Genomic DNA, 19532 nt, shown 5'->3' with positions numbered 1-19532 from the left:
CGGTCGCTGTGATATCGTAGCCCATCTTTTTTGCGGGCGAATTCACCCTGGGGAGGGGGTTTCGCCACGTATGTCACCAACGAATTGAAAGGCAGGCCTATGCAGCGGCTGTATCGGAAACGCATTGTTCTGGGCGTCGGCGGCGGTATCGCTGCCTACAAGAGCGCCGACCTGGTTCGCCGCCTGATCGACCAGGGCGCCGAAGTGCGCGTGGTCATGACCCGTGGCGGCGCAGAGTTCATCACCCCGCTGACCATGCAGGCCCTGTCCGGGCACCCGGTCCATCTGGACCTGCTGGACCCGGCGGCCGAAGCGGCAATGGGCCACATCGAACTGGCGAAATGGGCCGACCTGGTGCTGATCGCCCCCGCCACGGCGGATCTGATTGCCCGCCTGGCCCAGGGCATTGCCGATGACCTGCTGACCACACTGGTGCTGGCCACCGACGCGGTGGTCGCCGTTGCCCCGGCCATGAACCAGGCCATGTGGCGCGATCCGGCGACCCAGGGCAACCTGCAAACCCTCGAAAGCCGCGACATCAAGGTCTTCGGCCCGGCCTCCGGCAGCCAGGCCTGCGGCGACGTCGGCCTGGGGCGCATGCTCGAAGCCCTTGAGCTGGCCCAGTGCGCGGCTGACTGCTTCCAGCGTCAGGCCCTGACCGGCAAACACGTGCTGATCACAGCCGGCCCGACTCAGGAAAACATCGACCCGGTGCGCTACATCACCAACCACAGCTCCGGGAAAATGGGCTTTGCCCTGGCCGAAGCCGCCGTGGAAGCCGGTGCCCGCGTAACCCTGATCACCGGCCCCGTGTATCTGCCGACCCCGGATCGAGTCACCCGCATCGACGTAGTCAGTGCCCGCGACATGCTCGCCGCCTGCGAAGCAGCCATCCCTTGCGACCTGTTCATCGCTTCGGCAGCCGTCGCGGACTACCGCCCGGAAGTCGTCGCCCCACAGAAACTCAAGAAAGATCCTACGAGCGGCGACGGCTTGTTGCTACAAATGGTGCGTAACCCGGACATCCTGGCCACCATCGCCACCCGCCCCGACCGCCCGTTCAGTGTCGGTTTCGCCGCCGAGACCGAACACCTGCTCGATTACGCTGCGCGCAAGTTGAAAGACAAGAACCTCGATTTGATCGTCGCCAACGACGTCGCCAACCCGAGCATTGGCTTCAACAGCGAAGAAAACGCCTGCAGCGTCATCGATCGTGAGCTTCACGCCACACTTTTCGCCCAGACCAGCAAGAGCAAGATTGCTCGCCAGCTGATCACTTTTATCGCCGAACGTCTGAACCAGGTTTAATTTACATGCACGCTTTGCAAGCCAAGATCCTCGACCCCCGCATCGGTACCGAATTCCCGCTGCCGCAATACGCCACACCGGGCTCCGCCGGCCTCGACCTGCGTGCCATGCTGGAGCAGGACACCGTGATCAAGCCGGGTGAAACCGTGCTGATCCCTACCGGCCTGTCGGTCTACATCGGTGACCCGAACCTGGCGGCGCTGATTCTGCCGCGCTCGGGGATGGGCCATAAGCACGGCATCGTGCTGGGCAATCTGGTCGGCCTGATCGACTCCGATTACCAGGGCCCGCTGATGGTCTCCTGCTGGAACCGTGGCCAGACCGAATTCACCATGCCGGTCGGTGAGCGCCTGGCGCAACTGGTGCTGGTGCCGGTGGTGCAGGCTCACTTCGAGATGGTTGAAGAGTTTGTTGAAACCGAGCGCGGCACTGGCGGTTTCGGCCATACCGGTACCCGTTGATCGAGATCCATCGTGGCGAGGGAGCAAGCTCTCTCGCCACAAAATTCAAATTGTCATCTGCAACGTTTAGCACCGAAAATCAAGGCATTGCCCGGCCAAACCCCTGCCGTCAGGGGCGTCATGGCCCTTTCACACCACGAACTCTCTGTGGAAAACGCCGTCATACCCTTCAGTTTGAACCTGTCGCCGAATGACTCGGCGGCCTGTCCAGCCACTTTCTAGATGGAGCATTTCCACAGATGAACACCCCGGCCAAAATTGCACCCAAGTTCCCTGACAGCATCTTCCGCGCCTACGACATCCGCGGCACCGTCCCGGAATTCCTGAACGCCGAGACCGCTTACTGGATTGGCCGCGCCGTTGGCTCCCAAAGCCTGGCCCAGGGCGAGCCAAATGTGTCCGTCGGTCGCGACGGTCGCTTGTCCGGTCCGGAGCTGGTCGCACAATTGATCAAAGGCATCGCCGACAGCGGCTGCCACGTCAGCGATGTCGGCCTGGTCCCGACGCCGGCGCTGTACTACGCCGCCAACGTGCTGGCCGGCAAATCAGGTGTGATGCTGACCGGCAGCCACAACCCGTCGAACTACAACGGCTTCAAGATCGTCATCGCCGGCGACACCCTGGCCAACGAACAGATCCAGGCCCTGCACGACCGCCTCAAGACCAACAACCTGAGCAGCGGCCAGGGCAGCATCACCCAGGTCGAAATCCTCGACCGCTACACCACCGAAATCGTCCAGGACATCAAGCTGGCCCGTCGCCTGAAAGTGGTCGTCGACTGCGGCAACGGCGCGGCCGGCGTGATTGCCCCGCAGCTGATCGAAGCGCTGAACTGCGAAGTCATCCCGCTGTTCTGCGAAGTCGACGGCAACTTCCCGAACCACCACCCGGACCCGGGCAAGCCTGAAAACCTCGTCGACCTGATCGCCAAGGTCAAGGAAACCAACGCTGACATCGGCCTGGCCTTCGACGGCGACGGCGACCGCGTCGGCGTGGTGACCAACACCGGCAGTATCGTCTATCCGGACCGCCTGCTGATGCTGTTCGCCCGCGACGTCGTGGCGCGCAACCCGGGCGCCGAGATCATCTTCGACGTCAAATGCACCCGTCGCCTGATTCCGCTGATCAAGGAATACGGCGGCCGGTCGTTAATGTGGAAAACCGGTCACTCGTTGATCAAAAAGAAAATGAAACAATCCGGCGCCTTGCTGGCCGGCGAAATGAGCGGGCACATCTTCTTCAAGGAGCGCTGGTTCGGTTTCGACGACGGCATCTACAGCGCCGCGCGGTTGCTGGAAATCCTCAGCAAGGAAAAATCCTCGGCCGAAGAGCTGTTCGCGACCTTCCCGAACGATATTTCTACGCCGGAAATCAATATCCATGTGACCGAAGAGAGCAAATTCAGCATCATTGATGCACTGCACGACGCACAGTGGGGCCCAGGCGCCGACCTGACCACCATTGACGGCGTGCGAGTCGACTACGCCAAAGGCTGGGGCCTGGTACGCGCATCCAACACCACACCGGTGCTGGTGCTGCGTTTCGAGGCCGATGACGAGGCTGAATTGCAGCGCATCAAGGACGTTTTCAAAGTCCAGTTGAAGCGCGTTGCACCTGATCTCCAACTACCGTTCTGATTCACCCGGAGCCCTGAATGACCCTCGAACGCGAAGCCGCCGCCAACACCGCCAAGGTCCTGTCCGAAGCGTTGCCTTATATCCGCCGATACGTCGGCAAGACACTGGTGATCAAATACGGCGGCAACGCGATGGAAAGCGAGGAGCTGAAAACCGGCTTCGCCCGCGACATCGTGCTGATGAAGGCCGTGGGCATCAACCCGGTGGTGGTTCACGGCGGCGGCCCGCAAATCGGTGACCTGCTCAAGCGCCTGTCGATCGAGAGTCATTTCGTCGACGGCATGCGCGTCACCGACGCCGCGACCATGGACGTGGTGGAAATGGTCCTCGGGGGCCAGGTCAACAAGGACATCGTCAACCTGATCAACCGCCACGGTGGCAGCGCCATCGGTCTGACCGGTAAAGACGCCGAGCTGATTCGTGCGAAGAAGCTCACCGTCACCCGCCAGACCCCGGAGATGACCACCCCGGAAATCATCGACATCGGCCATGTGGGCGAAGTGGTCGGGATCAATACCGATTTGCTGAACCTGCTGGTCAAAGGCGATTTCATCCCGGTTATCGCGCCAATCGGCGTCGGCGCCAACGGTGAGTCGTACAACATCAACGCCGACCTGGTGGCCGGTAAAGTCGCCGAAGCATTGAAAGCAGAGAAACTGATGCTGCTGACCAATATCGCCGGCCTGATGGACAAGTCGGGCAAGGTCCTGACCGGTCTGACGACTCAACAGGTCGACGAACTAATCGCCGACGGCACCATCTACGGCGGCATGCTGCCGAAGATCCGTTGCGCACTGGAAGCGGTCCAGGGCGGCGTGGGCAGCTCGCTGATCATCGACGGCCGCGTGCCGAACGCGATCCTGCTGGAAATCTTCACCGATACCGGCGTGGGTACCTTGATCAGCAATCGCAAGCGTCACTAAGCGATCGCGCAAACCAAAAGACCCCGCTCAGCCAGGCTGAGCGGGGTCTTTTTTTGCCGCACTCCCTGTAGGAGCGAGCTTGCTCGCGAAAAACGCCAACGATAACGCAGGGTGCCTGGCGAAAAGCGGCGCTCTGACGTGCATCGCGAGCAAGCTCGCTCCTACAAGGGAATTGCGGTTAAACGCCGAACTGGGCGCGGTAGGCTTCGACAGCAGGCAGGTGCTGCTTGAGCTGCGGATCGTCCGCCAGGAATTCCAGCACCTGGTTCAGCGAAACGATGCTGATGACCGGGATGCCGAAATCACGCTCGACTTCCTGGATCGCCGACAACTCGCCATTGCCGCGCTCCTGACGGTTCAGGGCGATCAGCACGCCGGCGGCCTTGGCGCCGTCCTGGGAGGCGATGATCTGCATCACTTCACGGATGGCTGTACCGGCGGTGATCACGTCGTCGATGATCAGCACTTCGCCGGTCAAAGGTGCGCCCACCAGACTGCCGCCTTCGCCGTGGGCCTTGGCTTCCTTGCGGTTGAAGCACCATGGCAGGTCACGGTTGTGATGTTCGGCCAGGGCCACAGCGGTAGTCGCCGCCAACGGGATGCCTTTGTAGGCAGGGCCAAACAGTACATCGAACGCAATGCCGCTCTCGGCAATGGCAGCGGCGTAGAAACGTCCCAGCTGCGCCAGGGCCGAACCCGAGTTGAACAGCCCTGCATTGAAGAAGTAAGGACTGGTGCGCCCGGACTTCAGGGTGAACTCACCGAAGCGCAAAACGCCGCGATCGATGGCAAAACGGATGAAATCGCGCTGATACGCTTGCATGAAAAACCCCAAATACCACGGATTTAGCTAATTAGCTTGACGCCGTGTATCATACACGCACGCGATTTTTGGGGCCATTTATGCGGATCATCAGTGTGAACGTCAATGGTATTCAGGCTGCAGTCGAGCGTGGTTTGCTCAGTTGGCTGCAGGCACAGAATGCCGACGTCATCTGCCTGCAGGACACCCGCGCCTCCGCCTTTGAACTGGACGATCCAGCCTTCCAACTGGATGGATACTTCCTTTATGCCTGCGATGCCGAAGTCCCCGCCCAAGGTGGCGTGGCTTTGTATTCGCGGCTGCAACCGAAGGCTGTCATCAGCGGTCTCGGTTTCGAGACGGCCGACCGCTACGGGCGCTACCTGCAAGCCGATTTCGACAAGGTCAGCATCGCGACCTTGCTGCTCCCTTCGGGGCAGAACGGCGATGAAGACTTGAACCAGAAGTTCAAGCTAATGGACGACTTCGCCCGTTATCTGGATAAACAGCGGCGCAAACGTCGCGAGTACATCTATTGTGGCTCGCTGTACGTGGCGCAACAGAAGCTGGATATCAAGAACTGGCGCGACAGCCAGCAATCTCCGGGTTTCCTGGCGCCTGAACGCGCCTGGATGGACGAGATTGTCGGCAACATGGGCTATGTCGACGCCCTGCGCGAAGTCAGCCGCGAAGGCGACCAGTACAGCTGGTGGCCGGATAACGAACAGGCGGAGATGCTCAACCTTGGTTGGCGCTTCGACTATCAACTGCTGACCCCGGGCCTGCGCCGCTTCGTACGCAGTGCACGCTTGCCACGCCAGCCGCGGTTCTCGCAACACGCGCCGTTGATCGTGGACTACGACTGGACGCTGACCATCTGAGCGTCGTTTTGCAGATACAAAAAAGCCGACAGCAATGTCGGCTTTTTTGTGGACGGTGATTGCCGCCCTCTGTAGGAGCGAGCCTGCTCGCGATGGACGAAAGAGCACCGCTGGGTGTCAGGTATCCAATGTCATCATTAACGACCATCGCGAGCAGGCTCGCTCCTACAAAGGGGTATTCGATCGTTATTTGATCAATCGCCAGGTAAACGGGTACCGGTAAGGAAACCCTTCATTGGCTTTCACACCGGCAATAATCGTCAGCACCAGCGCACCTATCGCCACCAGTCCGAACAGGAAGAACCCGATGATCACCACCATCAGCAGGAAGCAGATGGCCGAGGCAATGGCGACGGTGATCTGGAAGTTCAATGCCTCCTTGCCCTGAGCGTCAATGAACGGGTCCATCTCGCGCTTCATTTGCCAGAGAATCAGCGGGCCGATCAGCGTGCCGAACGGAATCCAGATCCCCAGCAAGGCGGACAGGTGACAGAACATCGCCCACTGACGCACCTCCTGGCTCGGCGTGGGCAGCGGCAGTTGTTCGTCACTCATGGTGTCCTCCTTGCCTGGAGCAGTGCGGTCAGTCGGCCAATGCGGCCTTTTGCAGTTCGAAGATCTCGTTCATGCCTTTCTTCGCCAGTTCCAGCATGGCGTTCAGCTCTTCAGGCTGGAACGGCGCGCCTTCGGCAGTACCCTGGACTTCGATGAAACCGCCAGCACTGGTCATCACCACGTTCAGGTCGGTTTCGGCCGCCGAGTCTTCCAGGTAGTCGAGGTCGAGCACAGGCTCGCCCTTGTACATGCCCACGGAAACAGCAGCGATCATCTGCTTGACCGGGTCGCCGCCTTTCAGGCCGCCACGCTTCTTGATCACTTTCAAGGCATCGATCAGCGCGACCATGGAACCGGTGATCGACGCCGTACGGGTGCCACCGTCTGCCTGGATCACGTCGCAGTCGACGTACAGGGTGACGTCGCCCAGCTTGGTCATGTCCAGCGCAGCGCGCAGGGAGCGGCCGATCAGACGCTGGATTTCCAGCGTACGGCCGCCTTGCTTGCCACGGCTGGCTTCACGCTGGTTACGCTCGCCGGTGGCACGTGGCAGCATGCCGTACTCGGCGGTCAGCCAGCCCTGGCCCTGGCCTTTGAGGAAACGCGGTACGCCCGGTTCAACGCTGACGGTGCAGATGACCTTGGTATCACCGAACTCGACCAGCACAGAACCCTCGGCGTGTTTGGTGTAGTTGCGGGTGATGCGGATCGAGCGGAGCTGATCGGCAGCGCGACCACTTGGACGTATCATAGGGAATACCTGTACTGGGGACGGAAAACTGCGGAGCATTATAGAGCCGACGACCGCTACTGGGCACTTCTAAAAAAATCCGCCGACGACCGAAGGCTCTGCACTGCACGCCGGCGCAGGCCTGCCGCTCTTTGTCACACCCTGTGTTTGGGCGCATCCGCGTCACTGCGCTACAATCCTGCGCCTTTGCTGCCAGTCGGCTTTAATTCATTGATATCGGATTCCCGGAACCACGGTTCTGCGCCGATCTGCCTTGCGAGGTACCGCCATGGTGCACAGCATGACCGCCTTCGCCCGCGTCGAAAAAGCCGGCGTCCAGGGCACCCTGAGCTGGGAACTGCGGTCGGTCAACAGCCGCTACCTGGAACCCCACCTGCGCCTGCCGGAGTCCTTTCGCGACCTCGAAGGCGCGGTACGTGAAGCCCTGCGCCAAGGCGTATCGCGGGGCAAGCTCGAATGCACCCTGCGCTTCACCGAAGAAAACACCGGCAAAGCGCTGCAGATCGATCAGGAGCGCGCCGCGCAACTGGTCGCCGCCGCCGAGACCATCGCCGGCCTGATCAAGAACCCGGCCGCGCTGAACCCGCTGGAAGTCCTGGCCTGGCCCGGCGTGCTGGTGGGCGACGCCTCCGACCCGCAAGCCTTGAACGCCGAAGCGCTGGCACTGTTCAACCAGGGCCTCAAGGAACTCAAGGCCGGCCGCGAGCGCGAAGGTGCGGAGCTGGCACGGTTGATCAACGAGCGCCTGACCTCCATCGAAGAAGACGTGGTGACCCTGCGCGAACTGGTCCCGCAGATGCTCGCCACCCAGCGCCAGAAAGTCCTCGACCGTTTCGCCGACATGAAGGCCGAGATGGACCCGCAGCGCCTGGAGCAGGAAATGGTCATGCTCGCGCAGAAAAGCGACGTCGCCGAAGAACTGGATCGCCTGAGCACTCACATCATCGAAGTTCGCCGGGTACTCAAATCCGGCGGCGCTGCCGGGCGGCGCCTGGACTTCCTGATGCAGGAACTCAACCGCGAAGCCAACACACTGGGCTCCAAAGCCTTCGACCCGCGCAGCACCCAGGCTGCGGTCAACCTCAAGGTGTTGATCGAGCAGATGCGCGAACAAGTGCAGAATATTGAGTAAGGCTACCCCGACATGACCCACAGCACTGGCACCCTTTACATCATTTCCGCCCCTTCGGGCGCGGGCAAGAGCAGCCTGGTCAAGGCCCTGACCGACGCCAATCCGGAGATCCGCGTCTCGGTCTCCCACACCACCCGCGCCATGCGCCCGGGTGAAGTGAATGGCGTGAACTATCACTTCGTCGACCGCAGCGAGTTCGTGAAGATGATCGAGCACGGCGATTTCCTCGAGCGCGCCGAAGTGTTCGGCAATCTCTATGGCACCTCGCAAAGCCACCTGCAGCAAACCCTGGACGAAGGCCACGACCTGATCCTGGAAATCGACTGGCAAGGTGCCGAGCAAGTGCGCAAGCTGATGCCGCAGGCCCGTTCGGTCTTCATCCTGCCGCCGTCACTGCAGGCCCTGCACCAGCGCCTGACCAACCGTGGCCAGGACAGCGACGAGATCATTGACGGCCGGATGCGCGAAGCCGTCAGCGAAATGAGCCATTACGTCGACTACGATTACCTGATCATCAACGACGATTTCGCCCACGCACTGCACGACCTGAAGGCAATTTTCCGCGCCAATCAGCTGATTCAGAAGCGTCAGCAGCAGCGTCACGGCAAATTGCTGGCTGAATTGCTCGGTTAATCAGCTCTTCCCAAAACCGCTGCAAGGGCTTTACATTGGCACTTGCAGCGCGTTGAAGGGCTTGGTCAAAAAATCAGCGCTTCCCTAATCGCTGGTGATTTTTTAAACTGTTGAGTCCGCTCGCCCATCCGGGCAGCGCGCATATTGCATTTGCTACGAGGAAGACCATGGCCCGCGTAACCGTTGAAGACTGCCTAGAACACGTGGATAACCGCTTTGAGCTGGTCATGCTCTCTACCAAGCGTGCCCGTCAACTGGCCACCGGCGGCAAAGAGCCGAAAGTAGCATGGGAAAACGACAAGCCTACCGTCGTCGCCCTGCGCGAAATCGCTGAAGGCCTGATCGACTACGCAGCTATCGCCGAAGCCGAAATCGTTGAAGATGAACCGCTTTTTGCTGCATTCGAGGACGAGTCCAACGAGGCCGTCTAAGCCTATGCCTGGTCGACGTAGCACGGCGCGGGATCACAGCCTACGGCAGGAGACATCATGCCGAGCATAGACGCCCTCGCCGATCGCTTATCGACCTACCTCGGCAATGACCAGGTCAACCTGGTCCGCCGAGCGTATTTCTACGCCGAACAAGCCCACGACGGCCAACGCCGTCGTAGCGGCGAGGCGTACGTCACGCACCCACTCGCGGTGGCGAATATTCTTGCCGACATGCACATGGACCATCAGAGCCTGATGGCCGCAATGCTGCATGACGTGATCGAAGACACCGGTATTGCCAAGGAAGCGCTGCAAGCGCAGTTCGGCGAAACCGTGGCCGAACTGGTCGACGGGGTCAGCAAACTGACCCAGATGAACTTCGAGACCAAGGCCGAGGCACAAGCCGAAAACTTCCAGAAAATGGCCATGGCCATGGCCCGCGACATTCGCGTGATCCTGGTCAAGCTGGCCGACCGCCTGCACAACATGCGCACCCTGGAAGTGCTGTCCGGTGAAAAACGCCGACGCATCGCCAAGGAAACCCTGGAAATCTATGCGCCCATCGCCAACCGGCTGGGCATGCACGCCATCCGCGTAGAATTCGAAGACCTCGGCTTCAAGGCCATGCACCCGATGCGTTCCGCGCGGATCTACCAGGCCGTCAAGCGCGCCCGGGGCAACCGCAAGGAAATCGTCAACAAAATCGAAGAATCCTTAAGCCACTGCCTGGCCATCGACGGCATCCAGGGCGAGGTCAGCGGTCGCCAGAAACACCTCTACGGCATCTACACGAAAATGCGCGGCAAGCGTCGGGCCTTCAACGAGATCATGGACGTCTACGCGTTCCGGATCATCGTCGACAAGGTCGATACCTGCTACCGCGTGCTGGGTGCTGTACATAACTTATACAAACCACTGCCGGGGCGCTTCAAGGATTACATCGCGATCCCCAAGGCCAACGGCTACCAGTCGCTGCATACCACGCTGTTCGGCATGCACGGTGTTCCGATCGAGATCCAGATCCGCACCCGTGAAATGGAAGAGATGGCCAACAACGGCATCGCCGCCCATTGGCTGTACAAGTCCAGCGGCGACGAACAGCCGAAAGGCACTCACGCCCGCGCCCGCCAGTGGGTCAAGGGCGTGCTGGAAATGCAGCAACGCGCCGGCAACTCTCTGGAATTCATCGAGAGCGTGAAGATCGACCTGTTCCCGGACGAGGTCTACGTGTTCACGCCCAAGGGCCGGATCATGGAGCTGCCCAAGGGTTCCACGGCGGTCGACTTCGCTTACGCAGTGCATACCGACGTGGGCAACAGCTGCATTGCCTGCCGGATCAACCGTCGTCTCGCACCGCTGTCCGAACCGCTGCAAAGCGGCTCCACGGTCGAGATCGTCAGCGCACCCGGCGCACGGCCGAACCCGGCATGGCTCAACTTCGTGGTCACCGGCAAGGCGCGCACGCACATCCGCCATGCACTGAAACTGCAACGCCGCTCCGAATCCATCAGCCTGGGCGAACGCCTGCTGAACAAGGTCCTCAACGGATTCGACAGCGCGCTGGAGAAAATCCCGGCTGAACGCGTCAAGGCGATGCTCGCCGAGTACCGCCTCGAACTGATCGAGGATTTGCTCGAAGATATCGGCCTGGGCAATCGCATGGCCTATGTGGTGGCTCGCCGACTGCTCGGCGAAGGCGAACAGCTGCCAAGCCCGGAAGGCCCGCTGGCGATTCGCGGTACCGAAGGCCTGGTACTCAGCTACGCCAAGTGCTGCACACCGATCCCGGGCGACCCGATTGTCGGCCACCTGTCCGCGGGCAAAGGCATGGTCGTGCACCTGGACAACTGCCGCAATATCAGTGAAATCCGCCACAACCCGGAAAAATGCATCCAGCTCTCGTGGGCCAAGGATGTCACCGGCGAATTCAACGTCGAACTGCGCGTCGAACTGGAACACCAGCGCGGCCTGATTGCCCTGCTGGCCAGCAGCGTCAACGCCGCCGACGGCAACATCGAGAAAATCAGCATGGACGAACGCGATGGTCGCATCAGCGTGGTCCAGTTGGTGGTCAGCGTGCACGACCGCGTGCACCTGGCCCGCGTGATCAAGAAACTGCGTGCCCTGACCGGGGTGATTCGCATCACCCGCATGCGCGCATAAGCCCACTTACAAGGAGTCATTCATGTCCAAGACTGTTATCACCAGCGACAAGGCCCCGGCCGCCATCGGTACTTACTCCCAGGCGATCAAGGCCGGCAACACCGTCTACATGTCGGGTCAGATTCCTCTGGACCCAAAAACCATGGAACTGGTTGAAGGCTTCGAAGCCCAGACCGTCCAGGTGTTCGAGAACCTCAAGGCCGTAGCCGAAGCAGCCGGTGGTTCGTTCAAGGACATCGTCAAGCTGAACATCTTCCTCACCGACCTGAGCCACTTCGCCAAGGTCAACGAGATCATGGGCAAGTACTTCGACCAGCCTTACCCTGCCCGCGCCGCCATCGGCGTTGCAGCCCTGCCTAAGGGTTCGCAGGTTGAAATGGATGCCATCCTGGTCATCGAGTAATGTGCACGGCGCAGCCTGGGGCTGCGCCGACTGCCCTGCTGTAAAGAAAGTTTGAAAGGATTCCACCATGCGCAATGCGCTTGCTCTCTCGCTGCTCGCCCTGCTTCTGGGCGGATGTGCCAGCAACCCTGCCGATCGTGATATCAGCGGCACCTGGATCAATCAGGTGGCGATCGATGCTGCCGCCAAAGGCGTCCCCCTGCGTGAAGCGCTCCAGGCCTATGGCCCGAACCTGGAATGGGACATCAACACCAAGGCCGGCCAGGCCCGCTACACCAATGGCTTTGAAAACGTCGACGGCAAGCTGCTGGGTGAAGAATCCGGCGCCTGGAAAATCGACTTTTACGGCAGCTCGGCCAGCGAGCTGAAGCGTGATGGCAAGCAACTCAGCCAGTCCGCCAGCGAAAACGAGCCCGAGCAGGTTTTCGACCGCGCCCAGATTCCAGTGCCGGACGGCGCTCCGATCGGCGCCAGTTTCGAGCGTGCACTGTATTCAGCCTACATGGGCGGCAGCTGGACAATCATCAGCGGTACCGGCGAAGGCAACACGGTTCAATTCCAGGCCGACGGCCAGGTGACCGGTCTGCCCGGCAGCGACCGCTATGCGTTGTGCCTGGCTGGCGATTGCGCCTCCATGAGCGGCGGCAATGACAACATGTGGCTGCAACTCAATGGCCAGGGCAACGCCTGGATCTTTGCGCGCAAGGGCAAGGAGCTGGAGATTTTCCAGACCGTGAACACGGCGCAGGCGGACGAAATGCCTTCGTTCACTCCGGGTGAGCGCAAGTGGTTGCTCGAGAAGCAGTAACCTGCGCATAACCCATGTGGGAGCGGGCTTGCGAAAACGGTGTAACAGCCAACAGAGATGTTGAATGTCATGCCCCATTCGCGAGCAAGCCCGCTCCCACATTTGGTTTGTGGCAATCGGTAACGTCAGCAGCGCCCTTCAATGATCGCCGCATACCCCTCGCGAAAACTCGGGTACTTCGGCGTCCAGCCCAAAGCCTTCGCCCGCGCATTACTGCAACGCTTGCTGCCGGTGCGCCGCACGCTTGAATCGTCGTCCCACTCAGTCACGCCCAGATACCCGCGCAACCAGCCCACCACATCGGCCAGCGCTGCCGGCTCGTCATCGACGCCGATGTAGACATCCTCCAGCGCCACACCACGCCGGTCCGCCTCAAGCAGGCACGCCATCAATCCTGCGGCATCGTCCGCATGGATCCGGTTGGCATACAACGGTGGTTCAACCGCCACGCGATAACCCCGGCGGACCTGGGTCAGCAACCACTCACGCCCCGGGCCGTAGATGCCGGTCAGTCGCACGACGCTGGCCGGGATACCGCTCTTGAGCGCGATCTGCTCAGCCTCCAGCATCACACGCCCAGAATAACCGGACGCCACCGTAGACGAACTTTCATCGACCCACTCGCCATCCTGCTGCCCGTAAACACTGCTGCTGGACACAAACAACAGGCGATTGGGCACCTGACCGTAGTCGTTGAGCCACTCCAGCACATGCTCCAGTCCCTGGACATAGGCAGCACGGTAGCCGGCTTCGTCGTGATCGGTGGCTGCCGCGCAATACACCAGGTAATCCACGGCACCGATCGGCCAAGTGGCCGGGCAGTCTTTGTTGAACAAATCACCGGCAACGCCGATGACGCCTGCGGGCAGGCGTGAAACATCCCGCCGCAGGCCATGAACCTCCCATCCCGCCGCCAGCAGCTGTGTGGCCAGGCGGCTGCCAACATCACCGCAACCGGCGATCAAAACAGTAGGCGCAGACATCAGAAAACTCCTATCGCAAAGCCACAGACTAGCGCCGGCAACAGACAGGCGGCTAGCAATGCAGGAAAAAAAGAGACGCTATTACTTCTGTTAACAAGAATTACTTGCAATAATACGCCCCACTTTTGTTCTCGGCCCTTCGAGGCCTGGAAGAACTTCACCCGTTTTTTCTCTCAGGTCCGGCCAGCATGACACGTAATCAACTCTCCGCTTCGCCAACCAAACGACCTCGCGCCTGGAGCGCGGTGGCCGCCCTGCTCCTCAGCCTGATGCTCGCGCCAGTCGCGGCTTTCGCCGATGCCCAGGCGCCAGCAACTCCGGCCGCCGCAGCCCCTGCACCGACTGATCACGCCGCCCCGGCCGTCGCTCCCGCCGCGACCGATCCTGCCCAGGCAGCGCCGACAGAAACCCTGGGTGAAGACGTTCCTGAAGTCCTCGAAGCCGACAACACCCTGGGCATGGCCCATGACCTGTCGCCGTGGGGCATGTACAAGAATGCCGACATCATCGTGAAGATCGTGATGATCGGCCTGGCCATCGCCTCGATCATCACCTGGACCATCTGGATCGCCAAGGGTCTTGAGCTGATGGGCGCCAAGCGTCGCCTGCGCGGTGAAATCGCCCAACTGAAAAAATCCGCCTCCCTCAAGGAAGCCAGCGCCACGGCGGCAAAGGAAGGCACACTCGCCAACCTGCTGGTGCACGATGCTCTCGAAGAGATGCGCCTGTCGGTCAACAGCCGTGAGAAAGAAGGCATCAAGGAACGCGTCAGCTTCCGCCTTGAGCGCCTGGTCGCGGCCTGCGGTCGCAACATGAGCAGCGGCACCGGCGTGCTGGCGACCATCGGTTCCACCGCGCCCTTCGTCGGCCTGTTCGGTACCGTGTGGGGCATCATGAACAGCTTCATCGGCATCGCCAAAACCCAGACCACCAACCTCGCCGTCGTCGCTCCCGGCATCGCCGAAGCCCTGCTGGCCACCGCACTGGGCCTGGTTGCAGCGATCCCTGCGGTCGTGATCTACAACGTCTTCGCCCGCTCCATCGCCGGTTACAAAGCTCAGGTGTCCGACGCGTCGGCACAGGTCCTGCTGCTGGTCAGCCGCGACCTCGACCACCAGCCTGAGCGCAGCTCGCAACCGCACATGGTGAAAGTGGGGTAATCGGCCATGGGCCTGCATTTGAAAGAAGGGGCAGACGACGATCTGTCCGAAAACCACGAAATCAACGTCACGCCGTTCATCGACGTGATGCTGGTGCTGTTGATCATCTTCATGGTGGCAGCCCCGCTGGCCACCGTGGACATCAAGGTCGACCTGCCCGCCTCCACCGCCAAACCGGCGCCGCGGCCAGAGAAACCGGTGTTCCTCAGCGTCAAGGCTGACCAGCGCCTGTTCCTCGGTGAAGACGAAGTGAAGGCCGAAGCACTCGGCGCCACCCTCGACGCCAGGACCCAGGGCAAAAAAGACACGACGATCTTCTTCCAGGCCGACAAAGGCGTGGATTACGGCGACCTGATGAGCGTGATGGACAACCTGCGTTCAGCCGGTTACCTGAAGGTAGGTCTGGTCGGACTCGAGACGGCAGTCAAGAAATGATCACGACGCGCCATAAGCTGACGCGTTACAGCGGTAGCCTGGCCGTGGTGCTGGGTGTTCACGCGCTGGCCATCGCGCTGGCGCTGAACTGGTCCGCTCGCCCGCCCATCGAATTGCCTCCTCAGGCAATGTTGGTCGAACTGGCACCGGTCCCCGCCCCGCCACCGCCTGCTCCGCCGAAGGTCGTCACCCCACCGCAGCCACCGGCTCCGGTTGAAGAACTGCCGATCCCCAAGCTCGCCGAAGCGCCGAAAGCCGAGATTGCCGTGCCCAAGCCCGTCAAGCCAAAGCCAAAGCCACAACCGCCCAAGCCGGTAGAGAAGAAACCCGAACCGCCGAAGGAAAAACCGGCCGAAGAAAAGCCTGCCGAAACGCAACAGACTCAGGCGCCAACGGAGAAATCCGCTCAGCCTGCACCGGGTCCTTCGCCGGCTCAACTGGCGGCCAAGGCCAGCTGGCAAGGCACGCTGCTGGCGCACCTGCAGAAGTACAAAAAGTACCCTGCCAGTGCACAGGCACGGGGCAAGGAAGGCATGAACCGCCTGCGTTTCGTCGTGGATGCCGAAGGCAATGTGTTGTCGTTTGAGCTGGTAGGCGCCTCGGGCACTGCCGATCTGGACCGGGCCACCCTGGAAATGATCCGCCGCGCTCAACCGCTGCCCAAGCCACCGGCCGACATGCTGACCAATGGCTCCATCGAAATCGTTGCACCCTTTGTGTATTCGCTGGAAAAACGCCGTCGCTAAAAAATGTGAGAGTGGGCTTGCTCGCGAAGACGAAAAATCATTCGACATTGATGTCGCCTGAAGCACCGCTTTCGCGAGCAAGCCCGCTCCCACAGGGTTGTGCGCCAAGCAAAAGGCACCGAAAGGTGCCTTTCTCTTATCTGCCAGCGGCAAACCGGCATTGCCCGGTGTCACCGGACACGTTCAGTCTGATAACGTGCGTCTATCGATTGCAGCCGGTATGCTTGGCCCGCAACTACATGGACGCTTGCTATGACCCTCACAGAATTACGCTACATCGTTACCCTCGCCCAAGAGCAGCACTTCGGCCACGCGGCCGAGCGTTGCCACGTCAGCCAGCCGACCCTTTCGGTGGGCGTGAAAAAGCTTGAAGACGAACTCGGTGTGCTGATTTTCGAGCGCAGCAAAAGCGCCGTGCGCCTGACGCCGGTCGGCGAAGGCATCGTGGCCCAGGCGCAAAAGGTGCTGGAACAGGCCCAGGGCATCCGCGAACTGGCCCAGGCCGGCAAGAACCAGCTGACGGCCCCGCTCAAAGTTGGCGCGATCTACACTGTCGGGCCGTACCTGTTCCCGCACCTGATTCCACAACTGCACCGGGTCGCCCCGCAGATGCCTTTGTACATCGAAGAAAACTTCACCCACGTGCTGCGCGACAAACTGCGCAACGGTGAACTCGACGCGATCATCATCGCCCTGCCGTTCAGCGAAGCCGACGTGCTGACCCTGCAGCTCTACGACGAGCCGTTCTACGTGCTGATGCCGGCGCAGCACCCGTGGACGCAAAAAGAGTCCATCGACGCCAACCTGCTCAACGACAAGAGCCTGCTGCTGCTCGGCGAAGGCCACTGCTTCCGCGATCAGGTACTGGAAGCCTGCCCGACCCTGACCAAAGGCAACGACGGCGCCAAGCACACCACGGTGGAATCCAGTTCCCTGGAAACCATTCGCCACATGGTCGCGTCCGGCCTCGGGATTTCGATCCTGCCGTTGTCGGCAGTCGACAGCCACCACTACGCCCCCGGCGTGATCGAGGTGCGTCCATTGTCGGCACCCGTACCGTTCCGCACCGTGGCCATTGCCTGGCGCGCGAGCTTCCCGCGTCCGAAGGCGATTGAAATCCTCGCCGACTCCATTCGCCTGTGCTCGGTGGCCAAGCCAGCGGCGCAGGTTGCTGCGGGCTAAGCGACGGTCATGAGCGAGTTGTCGCAAGTGTCGGTGACGGCACTCAAGGGTGTCGGTGAAGCCATGGCCGAGAAACTGGCCAAGGTCGGCCTGGAAAACCTCCAGGACGTGTTGTTTCACTTGCCCCTGCGCTATCAGGACCGCACCCGCGTGGTCCCGATCGGCGCGCTGCGACCCGGGCAGGATGCGGTCATCGAAGGCACGGTCAGCGGTGCCGATGTGGTCATGGGCCGTCGGCGCAGCCTTGTGGTGCGACTGCAGGACGGCACCGGCGGACTCAGCCTGCGCTTCTACCATTTCAGCAATGCACAGAAGGAAGGCCTCAAACGCGGCACGCGGATTCGCTGCTACGGCGAGGCACGGCCCGGTGCTTCGGGGCTGGAAATCTACCACCCGGAATATCGCGCCATCACTGGCGACGAACCACCGCCGGTGGATGAAACCCTGACTCCGGTCTACCCGCTCACCGAAGGCCTGACCCAACAGCGCCTGCGCCAGTTGTGCATGCAGACCCTCACCCTGCTGGGCCCCAGCAGCCTGCCCGACTGGCTGCCCAACGAGCTGGCCCGCGACTACCAACTGGCTCCACTGGCCGATGCAATCCGCTACCTGCACAACCCGCCCGCCGATGCCGACGTCGATGAACTCGCCCTCGGCCATCACTGGGCACAACACCGCCTGGCTTTCGAAGAACTGCTGACCCATCAACTGTCGCAACAGCGCCTTCGTGAAAGCATGCGCGCCCTGCGTGCGCCGGCGATGCCCAAAGCCACCCAGCTGCCGGCCAAATACCTGGCCAATCTCGGCTTTAGCCCGACCGGCGCCCAGCAACGGGTCGGCAACGAAATCGCCTACGACCTCAGCCAGCACGAGCCCATGCTGCGGCTGATCCAGGGCGACGTCGGCGCTGGCAAAACCGTGGTTGCCGCCCTTGCCGCCCTGCAAGCGCTGGAGGCCGGTTATCAGGTCGCACTGATGGCGCCTACCGAGATTCTCGCCGAGCAGCACTTCATCACCTTCAAGCGCTGGCTCGAGCCGCTGGGCATTGAAGTCGCATGGCTCGCCGGCAAGCTCAAGGGCAAGAACCGCACCGCCGCGCTGGAGCAAATCGCCAGCGGCACGCCTATGGTGGTCGGCACTCACGCGCTGTTCCAGGACGAAGTGCAATTCAAGAACCTGGCGCTGGTGATCATCGACGAACAGCACCGTTTCGGCGTGCAGCAGCGTCTGGCCCTGCGGCAGAAAGGCGTCGGCGGACGCATGTGTCCGCACCAGTTGATCATGACCGCCACGCCGATTCCGCGCACGCTGGCCATGAGCGCCTACGCCGATCTCGACACCTCGATCCTCGACGAACTGCCCCCCGGCCGCACCCCGGTCAACACCGTGCTGATCACCGACACCCGGCGGGTCGAAGTCATCGAACGGGTGCGCAGCGCTTGCGCCGAAGGGCGACAAGCCTATTGGGTATGCACGCTGATCGAAGAGTCGGAAGAGCTGACCTGCCAGGCCGCCGAAACCACCTTTGAGGACCTCACCGCCGCCCTCGGCGAGCTGAAGGTCGGGCTGATCCACGGCCGCATGAAACCTGCGGAAAAAGCCGCGGTGATGGCCGAGTTCAAGGCCGGAAACCTGCAACTGCTGGTCGCAACCACGGTGATCGAAGTGGGCGTGGACGTACCCAACGCCAGCCTGATGATCATCGAAAACCCCGAGCGTCTGGGCCTGGCGCAACTGCACCAGTTGCGCGGCCGCGTCGGCCGGGGCAGCGCCGTCAGCCATTGCGTGCTGCTCTACCATCCGCCGCTGTCGCAGATCGGCCGCCAGCGCCTGGGCATCATGCGCGAAACCAACGATGGTTTTGTCATCGCCGAAAAGGACCTGGAATTGCGCGGCCCCGGCGAAATGCTCGGCACCCGCCAAACCGGTCTGCTTCAATTCAAGGTCGCCGACCTGATGCGCGATGCCGATTTGCTACCCGCCGTACGCGATGCCGCCCAGGCATTGCTCGAACGCTGGCCGACCCATGTCAGCCCGTTACTCGACCGATGGCTGCGTCATGGCCAACAATACGGCCAAGTGTGACAAGCGTCACAGTTTCTGAGGCGTGGCTTTAGGCAAGCTGGTTATACTCCTGC

General features: G+C 61.5%; 19 protein-coding genes and 1 pseudogene. 16 read left to right on the top strand and 4 right to left on the bottom strand.

From position 1 onward, the window contains the following. Window positions 1-99 precede the first annotated feature (99 nt). The 4 genes and pseudogenes from coaBC to argB all read left to right on the top strand — a co-directional run bounded on the left by coaBC (window position 100) and on the right by argB (window position 4329). Window positions 100-1308, top strand: a complete 1209-nt coding sequence (gene coaBC, locus AC3WN7_RS12300) for a bifunctional phosphopantothenoylcysteine decarboxylase/phosphopantothenate--cysteine ligase CoaBC (protein ID WP_102673747.1) — start codon at window positions 100-102, stop codon at window positions 1306-1308. 5 nt (window positions 1309-1313) lie between these two features. Next, the gene (gene dut / locus AC3WN7_RS12295) at window positions 1314-1769 is read left to right on the top strand and encodes a dUTP diphosphatase (protein ID WP_007975171.1); all 456 of its coding nucleotides are present in this window, start codon (window positions 1314-1316) and stop codon (window positions 1767-1769) included. A 260-nt stretch (window positions 1770-2029) separates the two neighbouring features. Beyond that, a pseudogene (locus AC3WN7_RS12290) lies at window positions 2030-3406 on the top strand (phosphomannomutase/phosphoglucomutase); the annotation flags it as partial. A gap of 17 nt (window positions 3407-3423) precedes the next feature. Next, window positions 3424-4329: an acetylglutamate kinase gene (argB, locus tag AC3WN7_RS12285; RefSeq protein ID WP_007975174.1), complete on the top strand. Its 906-nt coding sequence runs from the start codon at window positions 3424-3426 to the stop codon at window positions 4327-4329. A gap of 178 nt (window positions 4330-4507) precedes the next feature. On the opposite strand, the gene pyrE is transcribed toward argB, so the two are convergent. Next, entirely contained in the window at window positions 4508-5152 is a 645-nt protein-coding gene (pyrE, locus tag AC3WN7_RS12280) for an orotate phosphoribosyltransferase (protein ID WP_007975175.1), read from the bottom strand. Between the two features lie 80 nt (window positions 5153-5232). Between pyrE and crc the strand changes: the two genes are divergently transcribed. Continuing rightward, a complete protein-coding gene (gene crc / locus AC3WN7_RS12275; protein ID WP_003176915.1) occupies window positions 5233-6012 on the top strand; it encodes a catabolite repression control protein Crc in 780 nt (259 codons plus the stop codon). 186 nt (window positions 6013-6198) lie between these two features. Here the strand turns inward: crc and AC3WN7_RS12270 are convergent, their stop codons facing one another. After that, window positions 6199-6567 carry a DUF4870 domain-containing protein gene (locus tag AC3WN7_RS12270; RefSeq protein WP_007975177.1) on the bottom strand — a complete coding sequence of 123 codons (369 nt, stop codon included), beginning with the start codon at window positions 6565-6567 and terminating at the stop codon, window positions 6199-6201. A gap of 28 nt (window positions 6568-6595) precedes the next feature. Continuing rightward, entirely contained in the window at window positions 6596-7318 is a 723-nt protein-coding gene (rph, locus tag AC3WN7_RS12265) for a ribonuclease PH (protein WP_007975179.1), read from the bottom strand. A gap of 268 nt (window positions 7319-7586) precedes the next feature. Here rph and AC3WN7_RS12260 point away from each other — a divergent pair, with 268 nt between their 5' ends. The 6 genes from AC3WN7_RS12260 to AC3WN7_RS12235 all read left to right on the top strand — a co-directional run bounded on the left by AC3WN7_RS12260 (window position 7587) and on the right by AC3WN7_RS12235 (window position 12888). Further along, window positions 7587-8450 carry a YicC/YloC family endoribonuclease gene (locus AC3WN7_RS12260; RefSeq protein ID WP_095964336.1) on the top strand — a complete coding sequence of 288 codons (864 nt, stop codon included), beginning with the start codon at window positions 7587-7589 and terminating at the stop codon, window positions 8448-8450. 12 nt (window positions 8451-8462) lie between these two features. Next, on the top strand, window positions 8463-9083 hold the full coding sequence (gmk, locus tag AC3WN7_RS12255; RefSeq protein ID WP_095964337.1) for a guanylate kinase: 621 nt from the start codon (window positions 8463-8465) through the stop codon (window positions 9081-9083). Window positions 9084-9250: 167 nt separating this feature from the next. Continuing rightward, window positions 9251-9514 carry a DNA-directed RNA polymerase subunit omega gene (gene rpoZ / locus AC3WN7_RS12250; protein WP_007921129.1) on the top strand — a complete coding sequence of 88 codons (264 nt, stop codon included), beginning with the start codon at window positions 9251-9253 and terminating at the stop codon, window positions 9512-9514. A gap of 57 nt (window positions 9515-9571) precedes the next feature. Continuing rightward, window positions 9572-11677, top strand: coding sequence for a bifunctional GTP diphosphokinase/guanosine-3',5'-bis pyrophosphate 3'-pyrophosphohydrolase (gene spoT / locus AC3WN7_RS12245; protein ID WP_095964338.1), 2106 nt, complete (start codon window positions 9572-9574; stop codon window positions 11675-11677). Window positions 11678-11699: 22 nt separating this feature from the next. Beyond that, the gene (locus AC3WN7_RS12240) at window positions 11700-12080 is read left to right on the top strand and encodes a RidA family protein (RefSeq protein WP_102673745.1); all 381 of its coding nucleotides are present in this window, start codon (window positions 11700-11702) and stop codon (window positions 12078-12080) included. 67 nt (window positions 12081-12147) lie between these two features. After that, complete coding sequence (locus AC3WN7_RS12235; RefSeq protein WP_102673744.1) at window positions 12148-12888, top strand: hypothetical protein; 741 nt, start codon at window positions 12148-12150, stop codon at window positions 12886-12888. 125 nt (window positions 12889-13013) lie between these two features. Here the strand turns inward: AC3WN7_RS12235 and AC3WN7_RS12230 are convergent, their stop codons facing one another. After that, window positions 13014-13871, bottom strand: a complete 858-nt coding sequence (locus AC3WN7_RS12230) for an SDR family oxidoreductase (protein WP_102673743.1) — start codon at window positions 13869-13871, stop codon at window positions 13014-13016. 188 nt (window positions 13872-14059) lie between these two features. On the opposite strand from AC3WN7_RS12230, the gene exbB reads away from it, so the two are divergent. The 5 genes from exbB (at window position 14060) to recG (ending at window position 19479) form a co-directional block, all read left to right on the top strand. Further along, complete coding sequence (gene exbB / locus AC3WN7_RS12225) at window positions 14060-15031, top strand: tonB-system energizer ExbB (RefSeq protein ID WP_102673742.1); 972 nt, start codon at window positions 14060-14062, stop codon at window positions 15029-15031. A gap of 6 nt (window positions 15032-15037) precedes the next feature. Beyond that, complete coding sequence (exbD, locus tag AC3WN7_RS12220; RefSeq protein WP_102673741.1) at window positions 15038-15466, top strand: TonB system transport protein ExbD; 429 nt, start codon at window positions 15038-15040, stop codon at window positions 15464-15466. Beyond that, a complete protein-coding gene (locus tag AC3WN7_RS12215; RefSeq protein ID WP_007989592.1) occupies window positions 15463-16212 on the top strand; it encodes an energy transducer TonB family protein in 750 nt (249 codons plus the stop codon). The genes exbD and AC3WN7_RS12215 overlap by 4 nt, the downstream gene beginning before the upstream one ends. 252 nt (window positions 16213-16464) lie before the next feature. Continuing rightward, the gene (locus AC3WN7_RS12210; RefSeq protein ID WP_095964342.1) at window positions 16465-17394 is read left to right on the top strand and encodes a hydrogen peroxide-inducible genes activator; all 930 of its coding nucleotides are present in this window, start codon (window positions 16465-16467) and stop codon (window positions 17392-17394) included. 9 nt (window positions 17395-17403) lie between these two features. Beyond that, a complete protein-coding gene (recG, locus tag AC3WN7_RS12205) occupies window positions 17404-19479 on the top strand; it encodes an ATP-dependent DNA helicase RecG (RefSeq protein ID WP_095964343.1) in 2076 nt (691 codons plus the stop codon). Window positions 19480-19532 lie beyond the last annotated feature (53 nt).

The organism is Pseudomonas sp. FW305-70 (genome assembly GCF_058783925.1).
The sequence above is the reverse complement of the archived record's forward strand: the minus strand, read 5'-3'. Positions and strand labels throughout refer to the sequence as shown.

Coding starts and splice junctions, on each gene's coding strand:
- coaBC (WP_102673747.1), top strand. CDS start 100: ATGCAGCGGCTGTATCGGAAACGCATTGTTCTGGGCGTCGGCGGCGGT.
- dut (WP_007975171.1), top strand. CDS start 1,314: ATGCACGCTTTGCAAGCCAAGATCCTCGACCCCCGCATCGGTACCGAA.
- argB (WP_007975174.1), top strand. CDS start 3,424: ATGACCCTCGAACGCGAAGCCGCCGCCAACACCGCCAAGGTCCTGTCC.
- pyrE (WP_007975175.1), bottom strand. CDS start 5,152: ATGCAAGCGTATCAGCGCGATTTCATCCGTTTTGCCATCGATCGCGGC.
- crc (WP_003176915.1), top strand. CDS start 5,233: ATGCGGATCATCAGTGTGAACGTCAATGGTATTCAGGCTGCAGTCGAG.
- AC3WN7_RS12270 (WP_007975177.1), bottom strand. CDS start 6,567: ATGAGTGACGAACAACTGCCGCTGCCCACGCCGAGCCAGGAGGTGCGT.
- rph (WP_007975179.1), bottom strand. CDS start 7,318: ATGATACGTCCAAGTGGTCGCGCTGCCGATCAGCTCCGCTCGATCCGC.
- AC3WN7_RS12260 (WP_095964336.1), top strand. CDS start 7,587: ATGGTGCACAGCATGACCGCCTTCGCCCGCGTCGAAAAAGCCGGCGTC.
- gmk (WP_095964337.1), top strand. CDS start 8,463: ATGACCCACAGCACTGGCACCCTTTACATCATTTCCGCCCCTTCGGGC.
- rpoZ (WP_007921129.1), top strand. CDS start 9,251: ATGGCCCGCGTAACCGTTGAAGACTGCCTAGAACACGTGGATAACCGC.
- spoT (WP_095964338.1), top strand. CDS start 9,572: ATGCCGAGCATAGACGCCCTCGCCGATCGCTTATCGACCTACCTCGGC.
- AC3WN7_RS12240 (WP_102673745.1), top strand. CDS start 11,700: ATGTCCAAGACTGTTATCACCAGCGACAAGGCCCCGGCCGCCATCGGT.
- AC3WN7_RS12235 (WP_102673744.1), top strand. CDS start 12,148: ATGCGCAATGCGCTTGCTCTCTCGCTGCTCGCCCTGCTTCTGGGCGGA.
- AC3WN7_RS12230 (WP_102673743.1), bottom strand. CDS start 13,871: ATGTCTGCGCCTACTGTTTTGATCGCCGGTTGCGGTGATGTTGGCAGC.
- exbB (WP_102673742.1), top strand. CDS start 14,060: ATGACACGTAATCAACTCTCCGCTTCGCCAACCAAACGACCTCGCGCC.
- exbD (WP_102673741.1), top strand. CDS start 15,038: ATGGGCCTGCATTTGAAAGAAGGGGCAGACGACGATCTGTCCGAAAAC.
- AC3WN7_RS12215 (WP_007989592.1), top strand. CDS start 15,463: ATGATCACGACGCGCCATAAGCTGACGCGTTACAGCGGTAGCCTGGCC.
- AC3WN7_RS12210 (WP_095964342.1), top strand. CDS start 16,465: ATGACCCTCACAGAATTACGCTACATCGTTACCCTCGCCCAAGAGCAG.
- recG (WP_095964343.1), top strand. CDS start 17,404: ATGAGCGAGTTGTCGCAAGTGTCGGTGACGGCACTCAAGGGTGTCGGT.